Here is a 17,662-nt window from a genome sequence, read left to right as displayed (position 1 = left end):
TGGTGGTCCTCGCCGCTTCTCCGCTGAGCTTGGTCAGGCCAGCGCGGTTTCCACGGCGGTGTGGGGGAGGCCGTGGGCGGTGGCGACCGGGGCGTTGGTCAGGGCGCCCGCGTGGGTGTTCAGGCCGAGCGCGAGCGCGGGGTCGGCGTTGAGGGCGGCCTTCCAGCCCTTGTCCGCCAGCTGCACCGCGTACGGGAGCGTCACGTTGGTGAGGCCGTAGGTGCTCGTGCGCGGGACCGCGCCGGGCATGTTGGCCACGCAGTAGAAGACGGAGTTGTGGACCGTGTAGGTCGGGTCGTCGTGGGTGGTGGGGCGGGAGTCGGCGAAGCAGCCGCCCTGGTCGATGGCGATGTCCACCAGGACGCTGCCGGGCTTCATGCGGGAGACCAGGTCGTTGGACACGAGCTTCGGGGCCTTCGCGCCGGGGACCAGGACCGCGCCGATGACCATGTCCGCTTCCAGGACCGATTCCTCCACCGAGAGGCGGTTGGAGGTCACGGTGCGGATGCGGCCGCCGAAGTCGTTGTCGATCTGGCGGAGGCGGTCGACGTTGGTGTCCAGGATTTCCACGTCGGAGCCGAGGCCCAGCGCGACGCGGGCGGCGTTGAGGCCGGCGACGCCGCCGCCGATGACGACCACGCGGGCGGGGTGCACGCCGGGGATGCCGCCGGGCAGGACGCCGCGGCCGCCGCTCGGCTTCATCAGGGCGTAGGCGCCGACCTGCGGGGCGAGCCGGCCGGCGACCTCGGACATCGGGGCCAGCAGCGGCAGCGCGCCGTTCGGCTTCTGCACCGTTTCGTAGGCGATCGCGGTGGTGCCCGCGGCCAGCAGCGCGTCGGTCAGCGGGCGGTCCGCGGCGATGTGCAGGTAGGTGAACAGCACCAGGTCCTTGCGCAGGCGCGGGTACTCCTCGGCGATCGGCTCCTTCACCTTCAGCACGAGTTCGCCTTCGGACCACGTCTCCTCCGCCGTGGCGAGCACCTTCGCGCCCGCGGCGACGTACTCCTCGTCCGTGATGGACGACCCGATCCCGGCACCCGTCTCGACGAAGACGTCGTGCCCGCGACCGACCAGCTCGTGCACGCCGGCCGGGGTCAACGCGACCCGGTACTCGTGCTTCTTGATCTCACGGGGAACGGCGATGCGCACTGCTTGCCTCCTGGCGGCGGTTCTGTCGAAGGTGTTGCCACTCACGGTGATCTACCCGGACGGCGGTGTCATCATCCCGACGGCACAGTCTTGCGCCGGGTTGGTAGTGCTGCGGGGACAACGCACTTGACCTCGACCGCACTAGAGGTAGTTGGCTGGCCACCGGCGGAGACTTGAGGAAGGGCATACATGCGAGCGGTGTGGCTGCGGGAGTTCGGCGGGCCGGCGGTGCTGCAGGCGGGGGACGCCCCCGATCCGGCGCCCGGACCGGGGCAAGTGCTGATCGAGGTGGCGTTCGCGAACGTCACGTTCGTGGAGACGCAGTTCCGCGCGACCGGGACGGGGCCGTTCGCGGGCGCGCTGCCGATGGTGCCCGGCAACGGCGTCGGGGGCGTGATCAGCCGCGCCGGGGAGGGCGTGGACCCGGCGCTGGTCGGGAAACGCGTGGTGACGTCGACCGGCGGCAGCGGCGGTTACGCCCAGCGCGTGGTCGTGGACGCGGAGTTGGTGTTCCCGGTGCCGCACGCGCTGAGCCTCGACGCGGCCGTCGCGCTGCTGGCCGACGGCCGCACCGCGACCGGCTTGGTGCACGCGACCGAGGTGGCACCGGGGGAACGGGTGCTCGTCGAGGCTGCCGCGGGAGGGGTCGGCAGCCTCTTGGTGCAGCTGGCGAAAGCCGCCGGCGCGGAGGTCGTCGCGGCCGCGGGCGGGCCGGAAAAGCTTGCCCGCGCCCGGGAATTGGGCGCGGACCTGGCGGTCGACTACAACGACCCAGAGTGGACCGCTGAAGCGGGCAAGGTCGACGTGGTCTTCGACGGCGTGGGCGGCGCGGTCGGCACCGCGGCGTTCACGCTGGTGCGGCCCGGCGGCCGGATGGCGATTTACGGTCTGGCAAGCGGTTCGTGGACGGAAGTGTCCGAAGAGGACGCTGCCGCGCGCGGGGTCAAGCTCGTCCGGTCGATCGGCGACGCGGCGGCGATGCGCGGCTACACCGAATCGGCGCTGGCGTCCGCCGCGGCCGGACAGCTCACCCCGGTGATCGGGCAGCGGTTCCCGCTGGAGCGCGCGGCCGACGCGCACGCGGCGATCGAATCGCGCGGCACGATCGGGAAGACGTTGCTGGTCGCGTGACCGTTTTCGACGTCGACAGCTACCTCGCACAGCCGCTGACCGCACGGGTCGCCACTGCGGGTCCGACCGTCCGGCCCACCTGGTACCTCTGGGAGGACGGGGCGTTCTGGATCCTCAGCGGCCCGTGGTCGCGGCTGCCGGAGCGGGTGCGCGCGGAGCCGCGGATCGCGCTGACGGTGGACGTGTGCGATCTCGCGACCGGCTTGGTGCGTCAGGTGATCGCGCGCGGGCCGGCCGAAATCGAGCCATTCGACGTGCCGAGAGGGCGGCGGAAGCTGGTGCGGTATCTGGGCCGGGACGAGCAAGCGTGGGATCCGCGGTTTCGGGCGTATCTGCTGGACGATCCGATCGAACGCGGCACGGTGTGGGTCCGGATGAAGCCGGAATCGTTGCAGGCCAAGGACCTTAGCTACGAAGTCAGCTCCAGCGCAGTGCGATCAGCTGGGTGAGCAGCGCGAGCCGGACGTCGGGGTCGTCGAGGTTCAGCGGGACGAGTTCCAGCAGCCGTTTCATCCGGTACCGCAACGTGTTCGGGTGAATCCGCAGCCGTTCCGCGGCGGCGCGGGGGTCGCCGGGGTTGCGGAGCCATTCGTAGAGAGTGTCGACGTACCCGGCGTTGCTCGCCTCGTCGTGCGCGCGCAGCACGCCGAGCGGGCCGAGTTCCGACACCTGCGCCGCCGCTGCTCCGGCGGCGGCGCGGTGCAGGACCAACGCGGTCCACGCTTCGTCGTAAGCCACGACGCGTCCCTCGACCAGCCCAGCCCGCAGCAGTCCGAGCGCCTCGTCCGCCTGGGCGCGTGACGCGGCCAGTGCGGTTGGATCGCCGGGCGCGCCCGCGGCCGCGCGCGGCAATCCGCCTCGCCGGGACGCGGGCTGGGAGAGCAGCGCGTCCCGCAGTTCCGGCCAGCCGCCTTCGCCAGGCCGGTCCGGCACCACGACGTACAACAACCCGCCCAGTTCAGCCGCGACCGGGCGGCGGCCGAAACCCTGCGAAATCCGTTCCAGCAACGCCAGCAACAGCCCCTCGGCGTCCCGGCTGTCGCCGCCGCTGACGTCCACGACGACGACTCGATGCGGTTCGTCGGACAGGTCCAGTTCGGCGACCACCCGGCGCGGCGGGACCTGTCCTTCCAAGACCGCGCGCAACAGTTCGGCGGAAGCCCGGCGCTGCGCGTCCGTGTGCGCGCGCCGCCGCAGCAGGTGCAGCGCGACCACCGGGGCCGCGTCCGCGAAAGCCGCCGCGCGTTCCTCCGAAACCGGGCCCGGGACGACCGCCCACATCGAACCCAGCAACTCGCCGCCCATCCGGATCGGCACGATCAGCCGCGGCAGGGTGCCGTCGCGCTGGGCCGGGACGAAGATCGTTTGCCTGCCACGGGAAAGCTCGCGGAACACGCCGCGCGAGCGGAACCGGGCCAGTACGTCGTCCGGGATGCGGCGGCCCATGATCGTCGCGACGCGCGCCGGGTCGGTGAGGTCCTGGCGCGCGGAGTAGGCGAGGACGCGCGAGTTGGTGTCCTCGATCGTCACCGACGCGTCGACGACCGCAGCCACGGCGTCGGCGAGCCGGAAGAGGTCGCCGGAACCGGGGTCGCCGCCCTCTTCGAGCGCTTCGGATTCGTCGGCGAGCGCGTCCAAAACCGTCCGCAACAGCCAGACCAGCTGTGCCCACGACGTCGCCGCGTGCACCTGGATTAGCGCGATCCCAGCCGTCTTCGCCGCCCGCCGCACCGACTGTTTCGCGGCCAACGGAGGCTTCAACAGCACCGCGGCCGCACCCCGTCCCGCACTCACCCGGACGAGTTCCGCGGCGTCTGCCGACTCGATGGTGGCGACGCCGAGCACCAGGTCGCCCGCGGCGATGGTGGACTCCGCGCCCGGCTCGGCGATCACCACGTCGCCGACTGCGGGACAGCCCTCCGGCACGAGAAGCGCGTGGAGCAGCGTGGGACCGACCCGGTCCACGACGCTGCGTACCGAGACCACAGCTACCTCCAGCGCTTCTGACGTACTAGCTGGAACGGTAGAAGACTGCCCGGGTTTCGCCACCCGCGGCACTAGTTTGCGCGACCGATCTTCGGCCACGGCTTGAAGTAGGACACCAGCGTCGCCAGCAGCAGGAGCGTCAGCCCGACGCTCATCGCGCCGGTGCCCGACACCGCGCTCGCGTCGACGATCTCCCCGCGCGCCGCCTGCTCGCCGTGCGCGACGAAACCCGGAACCACCAGCAGGTTCCCGCCGGTGAACAGGGCGAGCGTGGCCAGCAGTTTCCACAGCACCCAGTGGTAGCGGACCAGCTTCCACTTCGTGCCGAGCCCGAGTACGACCCCGGTCGCCAGCGCGAGCAGGCTGGCCGGGAAATAGAGCGTGCCGGCGAGCAGCCCGGCGATGATGTTCGCGCTGCGCGTGGTCACCGGATCGAAGCCGGCCACCGCGAGCACGCTGCACAGCAGCACCGCGAGTTCGGCTCCGATCCAGCCGACCGACGTGACGACGTGGCCGAACAGGAACCACTTTCGGGTCGCCGGCCGCATTCTCCAATCCATGGGCCTGAGCGTGCGCCGCGGAGGCGGGTCGCGTCGTCCGTCAGCGCACGGCACTTGTTCCTACGTTCGGGTGCGTAGGCCTCTCATCTCGTGAGAGTGGTTGGGCGGTTCGTCCGGTGTGATTACCGTCTGCGCACAGCCGACCCGTTTTCGACCGCTAGGAGCGCGCACATGCCGGAAGACACCTCGAGCTGGTCCTTCGAGACCAAGCAGATCCACGCGGGGGCGGCGCCCGACCCGACCACCGGCGCCCGCGCCACGCCGATCTACCAGACCACCTCGTACGTCTTCCGCGACACTCAGCACGGGGCCGATCTGTTCAGCCTCGCCGAGCCGGGCCACATCTACACGCGGATCAACAACCCGACTCAGGACGTGCTGGAGCAGCGCGTCGCCACCCTCGAAGGCGGGGTTGCCGCCCTCGCGTTCGCTTCCGGTTCGGCCGCGGTCACGGCGGCGATCCTGAACCTGGCCAACTCCGGCGACCACTTCGTCACCAGCCCGTCGCTGTACGGCGGCACCTACAACCTCTTCCACTACACGCTGCCGAAGCTCGGCATCGAGGTCACGTTCATCGACGACCAGGACGACGCGGAGCAGTGGCGGGCCGCGGTCCGGCCGAACACCAAGCTGTTCTTCGCCGAGACGCTCGCCAACCCGAGCAGCGCCGTGCTCGACATCCGCAAGGTCGCCGACTTGGCGCACGAAGCAGGTGTTCCGCTGGTCGTGGACAACACGGTGCCGACGCCGTACCTGGTCCGCCCGATCGAGCACGGCGCGGACATCGTCGTGCACTCCGCGACGAAGTACCTCGGCGGCCACGGCACGGCGGTTGCCGGCGTGCTGGTCGACGGCGGCACGTTCGACTTCGGCAAGGACCCGTCCCGCTTCCCGGGCTTCAACGAGCCCGACCCGAGCTACCACGGTCTCAAGTACTGGGAGGCGCTCGGCCCGGGCGCGTTCGCGGCCAAGGCGCGCGTGCAGATCCTTCGTGACACCGGCGCGGCGATCGCTCCGCTGAACAGCTTCCTCATCCTGCAGGGCATCGAGACGCTGTCGCTGCGCGTGGAGCGGCACTCGAACAACGCGCAGGCGCTGGCGGAATGGCTGGAAGAGCGCGACGAAGTCGAGAAGGTTTACTACGCGGGACTGCCGTCGAGCCCGTACCACGCGGCCGCGCAGAAGTACCTGCCGCGAGGCGTCGGCGCGGTGCTGTCGTTCGAGCTGCGCGGCGGTGTCGAGGCGGGCCGGAAGTTCGTCGACGGCACTGAATTGCACAGCCAGCTGGTGAACCTCGGCGACGTGCGCAGCCTGATCGTGCACCCGGCGTCGACCACGCACAGCCAGCTCGGCCCCGAGGAGCAGGTCGCCGCCGGCGTCACGCCGGGCCTGGTGCGGCTCGCCGTCGGACTGGAAGGAATCGAGGACCTGAAGGCCGACCTCGAGGCGGGCTTCCGAGCCGCCAAGGCGGCGCTGTGACCGATCCCGGCGCGAGTCTTCCGCCCGTCACCGGCGCGTGGCGGGCGGGAGACCCACCCGGCGACCGGCTCTGGTTCACCGCCTCCCGCGCACTCGCGCTGGAGGCGGGTGCGATCCTGCCCGGCTACACCCTCGCGTACGAAACGTGGGGAACGCTCAACTCCGACGCCTCCAACGCCGTCCTCATCGAGCACGCCCTCACCGGCGACAGCCACGCCGCCGGCCCCGCCGGACCCGGCCATCCGAGTCCCGGATGGTGGGACGGACTGATCGGCCCCGGCAAGGCCTTCGACACCGACGAGCTGTTCGTCGTGGCCCCCAACGTCCTCGGCGGATGCCAGGGATCGACCGGCCCGTCCTCACTCGCTCCCGACGGCGAGGCCTGGGGCAGCCGGTTCCCGATCCTGACCGTGCGAGACCAGGTCAAGGCCGAATCCGCGCTGGCCGACGCACTCGGCATCGAACGCTGGGCCGCGGTCGCGGGCGGTTCCATGGGCGGAATGCGCGCCCTCGAATGGGCGGCAACTCACCCCGAACGTGTTGCCTCGGCTCTGGTGCTGGCCTCGACCGCCCGCGCCTCAGCCGACCAAATCGCCTGGGCCGCCCCGCAACTGCACGCGATCCGAGGCGACCTGTCCTGGCGCGGCGGCGACTACTACACCGCGGCCGAAGGCCCCTACCGAGGACTGGGCGTGGCCCGCCGGATCGCCCACGTCACCTACCGCGGCGAACCCGAACTGGAAACGCGTTTCGCGAACCGCCCGCAGCGAAACGAGAACCCACTGGCCGGCGGCCGGTTCGCGATCGAGTCCTATCTGGACCACCACGCGGACAAACTCGTCCACCGCTTCGACGCGGGTTCCTACGTGGTGCTCACCGAATCCATGAACACCCACGACGTAGGCCGCGACCGAGGCGGAGTCGCCGCCGCCCTGGCCCGGGTCACCGCGCGGACCGTGGTCGCCGCCGTGGACAGCGACCGCCTCTACCCGCCCTACCAATCACACGAGATCGCGTCAGCGATCGGCGGCGAGGCAACAGTGCTGACTTCTCCGTACGGCCACGACTCATTCCTCATCGAAACCGACCAGATCGCCGCCTTGGTCAAAACCCTGCTGGGCTGACCACCCGCACCGACGCACCCAACCAAGCCAGGCAGCCACACCCCCCGCACCCCGATACGAAGCCAAAACACGGGCGGAGGGTGCTTGTCAAGGCATCTTTCCCGCCTTGACAAGCACCCTCCGCCCGTAGTCACACTTGTGCTTCGGGGTGCCCTGACTCAGCCGATCGCCGAAGACAACGGCGAGTAATACCCACCCCGCTGCCCAGCAGCAGTCGGGTGATACGACTCGTCCACCGGCCAAGTCAGGCTATGCAGATAGTCGCTGGCCGAAGAACAAATGTTGTGCCCGTCGAACGCGGACCGGACGTCCACGAACTTCCCCCCAGCCGCCGAAACCCGCGAAGACAGCACCGACGCCAACGTGTCCGCCCCGGAGTTGATCGCCGATCGCTTCGTGTCGCTCAGCCCGACATTGCACGACCCGGGCACGGTGTAGAACCGCGGATAAGACAGCACGACCAGCGAAGCCCCCGGAGCCTTGCTCTTGGCCGCCGAGTACACCTTGTCCAGCAGCCCGGGCAGAGTGTTCTTGACGTACGTCTTAGCGGTGTTGACCCGATCCACGCAGGTCTGGTCGCTTCCCAGCGTGCAGGTCTTGATCACGTCGGTGAAGCCGGCGTCGTTGCCGCCGACGGTGAGCGTGATCAGGGTGGCGTTGGACGGCATCGAGCTGATCTGGTTCAGCACGTCGCCGGTCTTCGCGCCCGAGCAGGCGAGGAAGGTGAAATTGGTGCCGGAGTGGGCGTTGGCCCACAGCTGGCCGTACGCGTTGGCACTGCGCTTGCAGTTGCCGGAATCGCCGTAGCTCCCGGCACCCACTCCGGAGGAGTAGGAGTCGCCGAGCGCGACGTAGTTTTGCGACGCAGCACTCGCAGTGGACGCGAGCCCGAGCGAGGTAGCGAGAGCGACCCCCAGGGCCGCGCACATCCGAAGGATGCGTCGTGATGGACGGGTGTTTGCAGCCATAGGTCACTCCTGTCGTGACAGCTTGACGCGGTAAAGCTTTACCAGGTGCAATCCCCACAAGACACCCCTCAAATCCGGGTGCCGCCAGTTGGCTCAAGCAGGAAGTAGGACCGGAAGTTAGCGTTCGCTAACCGCGGGACCTACTATGTGCGGATGTCGGCGAATTCCCTCCCACTGGTGAACGGCGCGAAGCCGAACAGGCGGGAACAGATCCTCTCCGCCGCCGCCGAGCTGTTCGCCCACCACGGTTTCCACGGCGTCGGGATCGACGACATCGGCGCGGCCGTCGGCATCTCCGGTCCCGCGCTGTACCGGCATTTCCGCAGCAAGGACGCCATTCTCGGGGAAATGCTGAACTCGATCAGCCACTACCTGCTCGAGGGCGGCACCGCGCGCGCCGCCGCGGGCGGGACGCCGGACGAGCTGCTGGCCGCGCTCGTGCGGTTCCATGTCGACTTCGCGCTCGACCATCCGGCGCTCATCACCGTGCAGGAGCGCAACCTCGCGAATCTCACCGATGGTGACCGCAAGCAGGTGCGCGCGCTGCAGCGGCAGTACGTCGAGGTGTGGGTGCGCGCGATTCGCGATGCGCTGCCCGGCCTCGGCGAACGCCAGGCGCGGTCGGCGGCACACGCCGTGTTCGGCTTGATCAACTCAACGCCCTACAACCGCCATCTTGGTGACGGCGCCCTTGCCGATCTGCTGTGCCGGCTAGCGCTGGGTGCGCTTTCGGCGGCGAGCTGAGCCCCAGATCCGGGGTATCCCGCCGACCGCCGGTCTGGTGTTTGATAGGCACGTGACCGCGGACCGGAGCGAGGACGAGCAGCGGCTCGTCGAGAAGGCACAGCGCGCGCTCGTCGCCATCAGCCTTGGCGAGGACACGGAGGCGCTGGAAGAGGTCACGCCCTCGTCCGAGGAGCCAGGCGAACGCGACGAGGAGACCAAAGAGCTGATGCTGCTGCTCTTCGGCGAGTGCAGCGCGATGGTGTCCACGCTCGGTGACGGCGGCACCGCCCCGGTCAAGGTGCAGGTTTTCGACGAAGCGGGCGAAGAGGTTTCGATCGACCAGGCCGACCCGCCGGTGCGCACCGCGGTCCGCACGCTGCTCGCCGAGGTGCACGGCAATACCGCCGCCGCTCGCGAACAGGTCGAGATCGCGTTGGCCAGTGCCGCCCCGAACGAGGTGGACAGCCTCCTGCTGCAGGCGCTGCGCTGGACGATCCGGCTGTCGGTCGAATGCCTCGAACGGGATCTGCCGGTGGCCGGCTGGATCTCCGACGCCGTCGCGGGCTGAGTGTTTCCTATTTCACCCGGTCGCGTGGCCGGGGGCTTCGTGCTGGGCTGGACACGGCGGTTAACGAGCACTAACATCTCCGGCGGAGTTAACGACCGCTAACGTCTCGACGGAGAGTCATGGACACGCCGGTACTGCGCAGTTCCGCGGATCGCGGCAGCGACACCTTCACCCGTAGCGTCACTTCGCACGGCGAATTGGTCGAGGATCTGCACAAGCGGCTCGCGTCCGCCCGTCTCGGCGGGCCGGAGAAATCGCGCGCCCGCCATGTGGAACGCGGCAAACTGCTGCCTCGCGACCGGGTGGACACGCTGCTGGACCCGGGTTCGCCGTTTCTGGAGCTTTCGCCGCTCGCGGCGACCGGGCTGTACGACGACGAGGCCCCGTCCGCGGGCATCATCACCGGGATCGGGCGGGTGTCCGGCCGCGAATGCGTGATCGTGGCCAACGACGCCACGGTCAAGGGCGGCACCTACTACCCGATGACGGTGAAGAAGCACCTGCGGGCGCAGGAAGTCGCGCTGCACAACAACCTGCCGTGCATTTACCTGGTCGATTCGGGCGGTGCGTTCCTGCCGCGCCAGGACGAGGTTTTCCCGGACCGCGAGCACTTCGGCCGGATCTTCTACAACCAGGCCACCATGTCCGCACGCGGGATCCCGCAGATCGCCGCCGTGCTCGGCTCCTGCACCGCCGGCGGCGCGTATGTCCCGGCGATGAGCGACGAAGCGGTCATCGTGCGCAATCAGGGCACCATTTTCCTCGGCGGCCCGCCGCTGGTGAAGGCCGCGACCGGCGAGGTCGTGACCGCTGAAGAACTGGGCGGCGGCGACGTGCACGCCCGCCAGTCCGGGGTCACCGACCACCTCGCGGACGACGACGCGCACGCGCTGCGCATCGTCCGCGACATCGTCTCCACGCTCGGCCCGCGCACGCCGCGGCCGTGGGACGTCAAGGCGATCGAGCCGCCCGCGGTGGACGAGAGCGAGCTGTACGGCGTGGTGCCGACGGATTCGCGCACCCCGTACGACGTGCGCGAGGTGATCGCCCGCGTCGTCGACGGCAGCCGGTTCGCGGAGTTCAAAAAGGAATACGGCTCGACGCTGGTCACCGGCTTCGCGCACATCCACGGCCATCCGGTCGGCATCATCGCGAACAACGGCGTGCTGTTCGCCGAGTCCGCGATGAAGGGCGCGCACTTCATCGAACTGTGCGACCGGCGTTCGATTCCGTTGGTGTTCCTGCAGAACATCACCGGCTTCATGGTCGGCCGCGCGTACGAGGCGGGCGGTATCGCCAAGCACGGCGCGAAAATGGTCACCGCGGTCGCTTGCGCGCGGGTGCCGAAGTTCACCGTGATCATCGGCGGGTCCTTCGGCGCGGGCAACTACTCCATGTGCGGCCGGGCGTATTCGCCGCGGTTCCTGTGGATGTGGCCGAACGCGCGGATTTCCGTGATGGGCGGCGAGCAGGCGGCGTCGGTGCTGTCGACGGTGCGCCGCGACGCGATCGAGGGCCGCGGCGGCGAATGGTCCACTGAGGACGAAGAGACCTTCAAGGACCCGATCCGCGAGCAGTACGAGGAACAGGGCAGCCCGTACTACTCCACCGCGCGGCTGTGGGACGACGGCGTGATCGACCCGGCGGACACCCGCACGGTGCTCGGGCTCGCGCTGTCGGCGGCGGCCAACGCACCCTTGCCCGAGGTCAACTACGGCGTCTTCCGGATGTGATGAGCGTGTTCGAGACTGTTCTGGTCGCCAACCGCGGTGAGATCGCGGTTCGCGTAATCCGGTCCCTGCGTGCGCTCGGGATCCGTTCGGTCGCGGTGTACAGCGACGCGGACGCCGATGCCCGGCACGTGCGCGAGGCGGACACCGCGGTGCGCCTCGGCCCGGCCGAGGCGGCGAAGAGCTACCTGTCGATTCCGGCGATCATCGCGGCAGCCAAGGAAACTGGCGCGCAGGCGGTGCATCCCGGGTACGGCTTCCTTGCCGAGAACACCGCGTTCGCGCGTGCCTGTGCGGAGGCCGGGCTGGTGTTCATCGGGCCGCCGCCGGAAGCGATCGACAAGATGGGCGACAAGATCCGGGCGAAGGCCACGGTGTCCGCGGCCGGCGTGCCGGTGGTACCGGGTGCGTCCGATGTGGACATTCCGGAGGGCGGGTTCGCCGAAGCCGCGGCGAAGGTCGGCTATCCGCTGCTGCTGAAGCCGTCCGCGGGCGGCGGCGGCAAGGGCATGCGCCTGGTGCACGAAGAGTCCGAATTGGCCGCTGCGGTCGAATCCGCGCGCCGGGAAGCGAAGAGTTCCTTCGGCGACGACACGCTGCTGATGGAGCGATTCGTCACCACACCAAGGCACATCGAGATCCAGGTGCTCGCCGACACCCACGGCACCGTGCTGCACCTCGGCGAACGTGAGTGCAGCCTGCAGCGGCGGCACCAGAAGATCATCGAAGAAGCGCCGTCGGTGCTGCTGGACGAGGCCACCCGGGCGAAGATGGGCGCGGCGGCCGCGGAAGCCGCGCGGTCGGTCGGGTACGTCGGTGCGGGCACGGTCGAGTTCATCATGTCCGCGCACAATCCGGACGAGTTCTTCTTCATGGAGATGAACACCCGGCTGCAGGTGGAGCACCCGGTCACGGAGATGGTGACCGGCCTCGACCTGGTGTCCTGGCAGGTGCGGGTGGCGGCAGGGGAGCCACTCGGCCTGACGCAGGACGACGTGCGCCTCGACGGGCACGCGGTCGAGGCCCGGGTCTACGCCGAGGATCCGGCGCGCGGCTTCATCCCGACCGGCGGCACGGTGCTGGCCGTGCACGAGCCCTCCGGCGACGGCGTGCGGGTGGACTCATGGATGTCGGTCGGCGCGGTGGTCGGGTCGAACTACGATCCGATGCTGGCGAAGATCATCGCGCACGGCCCGGACCGCGCGTCGGCGCTGCAGAAGCTGGACCGGGCGCTGGCCGACACCGCGTTGCTCGGCCTCGGCACGAACATCGCGTTCCTGCGCGGGTTGCTCGCCGACGAGGACGTCCGCGCCGGACGGCTGGACACCGAACTGGTGGACCGGCGACTGTCCGAATTGGTCTCCTCCGACGTCCCGGCGGAGTTTTTCGTCGCCGCGGCCATGGATCGGCTGATCTCGCTGCAGCCGACGGGCGCGATCGTGGACCCGTGGGACATCCCGAGCGGCTGGCGGCTCAGCGGACCCGGTGGGGTCACTTTCCGGTTGCGTACCGGGGAAAACCAAGCTGTGGTACGCGTCGAGGGCACGCCGTCGGACGCGACGGTGCGAGTGGACGACGCCGAGCCGGTGCGCGTTTCCGCCCGCCGAGAAGGCGACCTGCTCGAAGTGCGCCGGGCGAACGGCGTCGAGCGGTATCGCTGCGCTGATGGTCCACAACGGACAGTGTGGCTGGCTCGTGAAGGCCAGTCGTTCGCGTTCGCCGACCAGGAGTTCACGTTGTCCTCGCGGGGCGAGGCGGCGGGCGCTGGTCCGGTGAAGAGCCCAATGCCGGGAACGGTGCTGGTGGTGAAGGCCGCCGAAGGCGACGTGGTGAGCGCGGGGACGCCGCTGCTCGTCGTCGAGGCGATGAAGATGGAACACACCGTGACCGCGCCGATCGACGGTGTGGTGACCGAGCTTTCCGTGCGGGTCGGCCAGCAGGTCGCGCTCGACGAGACGCTGGCCGTGGTGAGCGCAGCAGAGGAGAAGCAGTGATCGACTTCCGGCTGGACGAGGAATACGAATCGCTTCGCAAGACGGTCGAGGACTTCGCGCAGGCGGAGGTCGCGCCGGTGATCGGCCCGCTGTACGAGAAGGAGGAATTCCCGTACCAGCTGGTCGCGAAGATGGGCGAGATGGGCCTGTTCGGCCTGCCGTTCCCCGAAGAATTCGGCGGCATGGGCGGGGATTACTTCGCGCTGTGCCTCGCGCTGGAGGAGCTGGCGCGGGTCGATTCCTCGGTCGCGATCACGCTGGAGGCGGGGGTTTCGCTCGGCGCGATGCCGATCTACCGCTTCGGCACCCAGGAGCAGAAGGAAACCTGGCTGCCGATGCTGACCACCGCCGAGGCGCTCGGCGGATTCGGCCTCACCGAACCCGGCGGCGGCTCGGACGCGGGGGCCACCCGCACGCGCGCCCGGCTCGACGGCGACGAGTGGGTCATCAACGGCAGCAAGGCGTTCATCACCAACTCTGGCACCGACATCACCCGGCTGGTCACGGTCACCGCGGTCACCGACGTGATGGAGAACGGCCGCAAGGAGATCTCGGCGATCATCGTCCCGTCCGGCACGCCGGGCTTCGCGGTGGCCCCGAAGTACTCGAAGGTCGGCTGGAACTGCTCGGACACCCACGAACTGTCCTTTTCGGACGTCCGGGTGCCCGCCGAGAACCTGGTCGGCAAGCGCGGTCGCGGCTATGCCCAGTTCCTGTCCATTTTGGACGAGGGACGGGTGGCGATCGCCGCGCTGAGCGTCGGTCTCGCGCAGGGCTGCGTGGACGAATGCCTGAAGTACGCGAAGGACCGCGTCGCGTTCGGTCACCGGATCGGCGAGTACCAGGCGATTCAGTTCAAAATCGCGGACATGGAAGTGCGCGCGCACACCGCCCGACTGGCGTATTACCAGGCGGCTTCGAAGATGCTGCGCGGCGAACCGTTCAAGAAGGAAGCGTCGATCGCGAAACTGGTCGCGTCGAACGCGGCGATGGACAACGCCCGCGACGCGACGCAGATCTTCGGCGGATACGGCTTCATGAACGAATTCCCGGTCAGCCGGTTCTACCGCGACGCGAAGATCCTGGAAATCGGCGAGGGCACCAGCGAGGTCCAGCGGATGCTCATCGCGCGCCACCTCGGGGTCGGCGCCTGAGACCCAGCGCCGCCGGGGCGTCCGGGCGGAGTCCCGGCGGCGCTGCTTCGAAGATCCCTATTGTGGGGTCATGGAGTTCACCATCCGGCCTGGGGTCGCCGGAGACGCAGACGTTCTACTGGGGTTTTTCGACGAGGCCGTCGAGTGGCTGGTCGCGCGCGGCAGCGCGGGCCAGTGGGGCACCGAGCCGTGGAGCACCAACCCGAAACGGGTCGAGCGGGTGCGCGAGTACGCGGCCGATCCGGAGTTACGGATAGCCGAGATCGACGGAAAACCCGCGGGCGCGCTGATCCTCGGACAGGCGATGCCGTACGCCCCGAAGGTCGACGAGCCCGAGCTGTACGTGCGGCTGCTCATCACGTCCCGCCGGTTCACCGGGCACCGGGTCGGCTCGCGGCTGCTGGAGCACGCGATGGACGAGGCGAAACGGCGCGGGGTCGACCTCGTGCGCGTCGACTGCTGGGCGGGCGGCGACGGCGACCTGCCGCGCTACTACCAGCGCCAGGGCTTCACGCCGACCGAGCAGTTCACCGTCGACGGCTGGCTCGGCCAGGTCCTGGAGCAACGGGTTGGGGGATAGCGGCCCGGCCTGCCCCGGAGGACGATATTGGCTTGATGTCAATAGAGGAGGAGTCCGCCATGGCCAGGCAGTCGCTCTCCGGGAAGGTCGTCGTCGTCACGGGCGGCGCGCAGGGCATCGGGGCGGCCACCGCCGCCGCGCTGCACCGGCGCGGAGCCCTGCTCGTGCTCGGCGACCTCGACCGGGTCCGCGCCGAGAAAACCGCTGGTGAACTGGGGCCGGACGTGGTCGCGGCACCGCTGGACGTCACCGACACGGCCGCCTTCACCGCGTTCCTGGACGACGTCGAACGCACCGCCGGGCCGATCGACGTGCTGATCAACAACGCCGGCATCATGCCGCTCTCGCCGCTGGACGAGGAGGACGACGCGGCCACGCGGCGGCTGCTGGAGATCAACGTGCACGCGGTCGTGCACGGCACCCGCGAGGCCGTCAAGCGGATGAAGCCGCGCGGCCGCGGGCACATCGTGAACGTGGCGTCGATGGCCGGAAAGTCCGGATTCGCCGGGGCGGCGACGTACTGCGCTACGAAACACGCTGTGGTCGGGCTGTCCGAGGCGGTGCGGCTGGAGCTGCGCGGCACCGGCGTCGAGGTGTCGTGCGTGATGCCCGCGGTGGTGCGCACGGAACTCGCCTCCGGGCTGGGCGAAGCGCGGTTCATCAAGTCCGTCGGGCCGGAAGACGTCGCGGCGGCGATCGTCGACGCGCTGGAGCGGCCGAAGTTCGACGTTTTCGTGCCGAAATCGCTCGATCTGACCGGCCGGATCACCCGGCTGTTCCCGCGCGCGTTCGGCGAATGGCTGGTCCGCGCGCTCGGCGGCGACCAACTGCTGGCGTCCGCCGCGCATTCGCCCGAGCGCGCCGAGTACGAGGACCGGGCCGCCCGGAGCGCGCCGTCGGCCGTCCCGCCTGGTGGGAGCGTCTGATGTGGACGTGCGCTTGCCGGGTGCTTGCGGGAGTGGCGTGTTGATGCCGCGCCCGCGCGCACGGCAAGATGCCCGCAGACGACGAGTTCCAGGAGGCGCTGAATGGTTTCCCCACCGGCCCGGTTGGCTGCCGCGGCGGCCAACGTCGTGGGCAAGGTGTTCCAAGGTGGGGTCGCCGATCTGCGGCCGATGCCGAGGGTGCTGATCGACCAGGGCCCCAACCGCTCGGTCTACCGGATGACGCACGGCGCGGCCAAGACCTCCGGCCCGCCGGTGCTGCTGGTGCCGCCGCTGGCCGCGCCCGCGCTGTGCTTCGACCTGCGCCGCGGCTGCAGCCTCATCGAGCACCTGGTGGAGGCCGGCCGGCCCACCTACCTCGTGGACTACGGCATGGTCGCGTTCTCCGACCGCCGGCTCGGCATCGAGCACTGGATCGACGAGGTGCTGCCGAGGGCGATCCGCAAGGTCAGCCAGGACGCCGGCGGACAGGGCGTGCACCTGGTGTCGTGGTCGCTCGGCGGGATCTTCTCGATGCTGGTGAGCGCGGACCAGCCGGACCTGCCGATCGAATCGATCACCGCGGTCGGCTCGCCGGTCGATTTCACCGCGATCCCGATCGTCGCGCCGTTCCGGCCGCTCGTGGACCTCACCGGCGGGCATCTGCTCACGCCGGTGTACCGGGTGTTCGGCGGCGCACCGTCCTATTTGGTCACCCGGGTGTTCAGGGCCACCGGGATCTCCAAGGAAATCACGAAACCGCTGGCGATCCTGAAAAACCTCGACGACCGCGACTATCTCGCGCAGATCGAGGCGGTGGACCACTTCATGGGCAATATGTACGCCTACCCCGGGCGCACGTTCGGCCAGCTGTACCACCGGCTGTTCCGCACGAACGACCTCGCCGAGGGCACCGTCGACCTGAACGGGCGCAAGATCAGTCTGTCCGACGTGAAGACGCCGATGCTGGTGGTGGCAGGCGAAAACGACACCATCGCGCCGCGCGCGTCGGTGGAACGCGTGGTGCAGCTGCTGGAGAACGCGCCGGAGGTCCGGTTCCGCACCGCGCCCGGCGGGCACCTCGGCGTGCTCACCGGCCGCCGCGCCCGGGGCACGACCTGGCGTTACCTCGACGAGTTCCTGGACGAGCGGATCAGCTGACCGAAGGCTGCGGCGGGAAGAACCAGGTCCGGACGTCGCGGGTGAGCAGCGCGCGCAGCGCCAGCCCAGCGAAAATCAGCGGCAGAATGCCGGGCAGGCCCTTGCTGAGCAGCGTGATCAGGCTGTTGAGCACCAGCAGTCCTTCGATGGCCGCGGCGGTCACGTAGGCCCATTGCTGGCGTTTCGGCAATACGACCGCGCACACCGCGAGCGCGATCGCCGTCGCGTAGGTGATCGCGATGTAGAGCTGGGCGAGGCTGATCAGCTCGGCCAGCGAAACGCCGGTCGCCCCGGCCAGCAGCAGGGGTCCGATCGCGCTCAACGCAACCTGGATCCACATGAAGATGCGGGCCTGTTTGAGGTCGGCCGGCGCCACCGGAGCGGTCATGCCGGGCAGATTAGGGTATTTCCGCGCGTTTTCCTCCGGCG

General features: G+C 69.6%; 17 protein-coding genes. 12 read left to right on the top strand and 5 right to left on the bottom strand.

Annotated features, from left to right (window positions below; all coding sequences use genetic code 11):
* Positions 1 to 33: 33 nt before the first annotated feature.
* Positions 34 to 1,149 (bottom strand): alanine dehydrogenase, encoded by a 1,116-nt coding sequence (gene ald / locus RPX00_RS05195; RefSeq protein WP_406637984.1) that lies wholly within the window; start codon positions 1,147 to 1,149, stop codon positions 34 to 36.
* 189 nt (positions 1,150 to 1,338) lie between these two features.
* Here ald and RPX00_RS05190 point away from each other — a divergent pair, with 189 nt between their 5' ends.
* Both RPX00_RS05190 and RPX00_RS05185 read left to right on the top strand, forming a co-directional pair.
* A complete protein-coding gene (locus RPX00_RS05190) occupies positions 1,339 to 2,280 on the top strand; it encodes a zinc-binding dehydrogenase (RefSeq protein WP_406637982.1) in 942 nt (313 codons plus the stop codon).
* Positions 2,277 to 2,729, top strand: a complete 453-nt coding sequence (locus RPX00_RS05185) for a pyridoxamine 5'-phosphate oxidase family protein (RefSeq protein ID WP_406637980.1) — start codon at positions 2,277 to 2,279, stop codon at positions 2,727 to 2,729. The genes RPX00_RS05190 and RPX00_RS05185 overlap by 4 nt, the downstream gene beginning before the upstream one ends.
* Here RPX00_RS05185 and RPX00_RS05180 read toward each other — a convergent pair.
* Both RPX00_RS05180 and RPX00_RS05175 read right to left on the bottom strand, forming a co-directional pair.
* A complete protein-coding gene (locus RPX00_RS05180; protein WP_406637977.1) occupies positions 2,698 to 4,266 on the bottom strand; it encodes a PucR family transcriptional regulator in 1,569 nt (522 codons plus the stop codon). The two genes, RPX00_RS05185 and RPX00_RS05180, sit on opposite strands and share 32 nt — an antisense overlap.
* Positions 4,267 to 4,337: 71 nt before the next feature.
* Positions 4,338 to 4,814 (bottom strand): hypothetical protein, encoded by a 477-nt coding sequence (locus tag RPX00_RS05175; RefSeq protein ID WP_406637975.1) that lies wholly within the window; start codon positions 4,812 to 4,814, stop codon positions 4,338 to 4,340.
* Positions 4,815 to 4,997: 183 nt separating this feature from the next.
* Between RPX00_RS05175 and RPX00_RS05170 the strand changes: the two genes are divergently transcribed.
* Together RPX00_RS05170 and RPX00_RS05165 are read left to right on the top strand one after the other, a co-directional pair.
* Positions 4,998 to 6,305 carry a bifunctional o-acetylhomoserine/o-acetylserine sulfhydrylase gene (locus tag RPX00_RS05170; RefSeq protein WP_406637974.1) on the top strand — a complete coding sequence of 436 codons (1,308 nt, stop codon included), beginning with the start codon at positions 4,998 to 5,000 and terminating at the stop codon, positions 6,303 to 6,305.
* Positions 6,302 to 7,429 (top strand): homoserine O-acetyltransferase, encoded by a 1,128-nt coding sequence (locus tag RPX00_RS05165; protein WP_406637972.1) that lies wholly within the window; start codon positions 6,302 to 6,304, stop codon positions 7,427 to 7,429. Before RPX00_RS05170 ends, RPX00_RS05165 begins: the two co-directional genes overlap by 4 nt.
* Positions 7,430 to 7,587: 158 nt before the next feature.
* On the opposite strand, the gene RPX00_RS05160 is transcribed toward RPX00_RS05165, so the two are convergent.
* Entirely contained in the window at positions 7,588 to 8,358 is a 771-nt protein-coding gene (locus RPX00_RS05160) for an SGNH/GDSL hydrolase family protein (RefSeq protein ID WP_406642772.1), read from the bottom strand.
* Between the two features lie 192 nt (positions 8,359 to 8,550).
* On the opposite strand from RPX00_RS05160, the gene RPX00_RS05155 reads away from it, so the two are divergent.
* The 8 genes from RPX00_RS05155 (at position 8,551) to RPX00_RS05120 (ending at position 17,233) form a co-directional block, all read left to right on the top strand.
* Positions 8,551 to 9,141, top strand: coding sequence for a TetR/AcrR family transcriptional regulator (locus RPX00_RS05155; protein ID WP_406637970.1), 591 nt, complete (start codon positions 8,551 to 8,553; stop codon positions 9,139 to 9,141).
* Between the two features lie 52 nt (positions 9,142 to 9,193).
* A complete protein-coding gene (locus RPX00_RS05150; RefSeq protein ID WP_406637968.1) occupies positions 9,194 to 9,691 on the top strand; it encodes a hypothetical protein in 498 nt (165 codons plus the stop codon).
* 119 nt (positions 9,692 to 9,810) lie between these two features.
* A complete protein-coding gene (locus tag RPX00_RS05145) occupies positions 9,811 to 11,424 on the top strand; it encodes a carboxyl transferase domain-containing protein (RefSeq protein ID WP_406637966.1) in 1,614 nt (537 codons plus the stop codon).
* A gap of 5 nt (positions 11,425 to 11,429) precedes the next feature.
* The gene (locus RPX00_RS05140) at positions 11,430 to 13,415 is read left to right on the top strand and encodes an acetyl/propionyl/methylcrotonyl-CoA carboxylase subunit alpha (protein WP_406637964.1); all 1,986 of its coding nucleotides are present in this window, start codon (positions 11,430 to 11,432) and stop codon (positions 13,413 to 13,415) included.
* Complete coding sequence (locus RPX00_RS05135) at positions 13,412 to 14,569, top strand: acyl-CoA dehydrogenase family protein (RefSeq protein WP_406637962.1); 1,158 nt, start codon at positions 13,412 to 13,414, stop codon at positions 14,567 to 14,569. Before RPX00_RS05140 ends, RPX00_RS05135 begins: the two co-directional genes overlap by 4 nt.
* A gap of 70 nt (positions 14,570 to 14,639) precedes the next feature.
* Positions 14,640 to 15,149 (top strand): GNAT family N-acetyltransferase, encoded by a 510-nt coding sequence (locus RPX00_RS05130; protein ID WP_406637960.1) that lies wholly within the window; start codon positions 14,640 to 14,642, stop codon positions 15,147 to 15,149.
* 59 nt (positions 15,150 to 15,208) lie between these two features.
* Positions 15,209 to 16,075 (top strand): SDR family oxidoreductase, encoded by an 867-nt coding sequence (locus tag RPX00_RS05125; RefSeq protein WP_406637958.1) that lies wholly within the window; start codon positions 15,209 to 15,211, stop codon positions 16,073 to 16,075.
* 102 nt (positions 16,076 to 16,177) lie between these two features.
* Positions 16,178 to 17,233 carry an alpha/beta fold hydrolase gene (locus RPX00_RS05120; RefSeq protein WP_406637956.1) on the top strand — a complete coding sequence of 352 codons (1,056 nt, stop codon included), beginning with the start codon at positions 16,178 to 16,180 and terminating at the stop codon, positions 17,231 to 17,233.
* On the opposite strand, the gene RPX00_RS05115 is transcribed toward RPX00_RS05120, so the two are convergent.
* Positions 17,226 to 17,621: a hypothetical protein gene (locus RPX00_RS05115; RefSeq protein WP_406637954.1), complete on the bottom strand. Its 396-nt coding sequence runs from the start codon at positions 17,619 to 17,621 to the stop codon at positions 17,226 to 17,228. The two genes, RPX00_RS05120 and RPX00_RS05115, sit on opposite strands and share 8 nt — an antisense overlap.
* Between the last annotated feature and the right edge of the window lie 41 nt (positions 17,622 to 17,662).

Origin of the sequence: Amycolatopsis sp. WGS_07 (assembly GCF_045278895.1) — a bacterium.
Lineage (GTDB): Bacteria > Actinomycetota > Actinomycetes > Mycobacteriales > Pseudonocardiaceae > Amycolatopsis.
The sequence above is the reverse complement of the archived record's forward strand: the minus strand, read 5'-3'. Positions and strand labels throughout refer to the sequence as shown.

Coding starts and splice junctions, on each gene's coding strand:
- RPX00_RS05155 (WP_406637970.1), top strand. CDS start 8,551: ATGTCGGCGAATTCCCTCCCACTGGTGAACGGCGCGAAGCCGAACAGG.
- RPX00_RS05160 (WP_406642772.1), bottom strand. CDS start 8,358: ATGTGCGCGGCCCTGGGGGTCGCTCTCGCTACCTCGCTCGGGCTCGCG.
- RPX00_RS05175 (WP_406637975.1), bottom strand. CDS start 4,814: ATGCGGCCGGCGACCCGAAAGTGGTTCCTGTTCGGCCACGTCGTCACG.
- RPX00_RS05115 (WP_406637954.1), bottom strand. CDS start 17,621: ATGACCGCTCCGGTGGCGCCGGCCGACCTCAAACAGGCCCGCATCTTC.
- RPX00_RS05170 (WP_406637974.1), top strand. CDS start 4,998: ATGCCGGAAGACACCTCGAGCTGGTCCTTCGAGACCAAGCAGATCCAC.
- RPX00_RS05130 (WP_406637960.1), top strand. CDS start 14,640: ATGGAGTTCACCATCCGGCCTGGGGTCGCCGGAGACGCAGACGTTCTA.
- RPX00_RS05145 (WP_406637966.1), top strand. CDS start 9,811: ATGGACACGCCGGTACTGCGCAGTTCCGCGGATCGCGGCAGCGACACC.
- RPX00_RS05120 (WP_406637956.1), top strand. CDS start 16,178: ATGGTTTCCCCACCGGCCCGGTTGGCTGCCGCGGCGGCCAACGTCGTG.
- RPX00_RS05190 (WP_406637982.1), top strand. CDS start 1,339: ATGCGAGCGGTGTGGCTGCGGGAGTTCGGCGGGCCGGCGGTGCTGCAG.
- RPX00_RS05125 (WP_406637958.1), top strand. CDS start 15,209: ATGGCCAGGCAGTCGCTCTCCGGGAAGGTCGTCGTCGTCACGGGCGGC.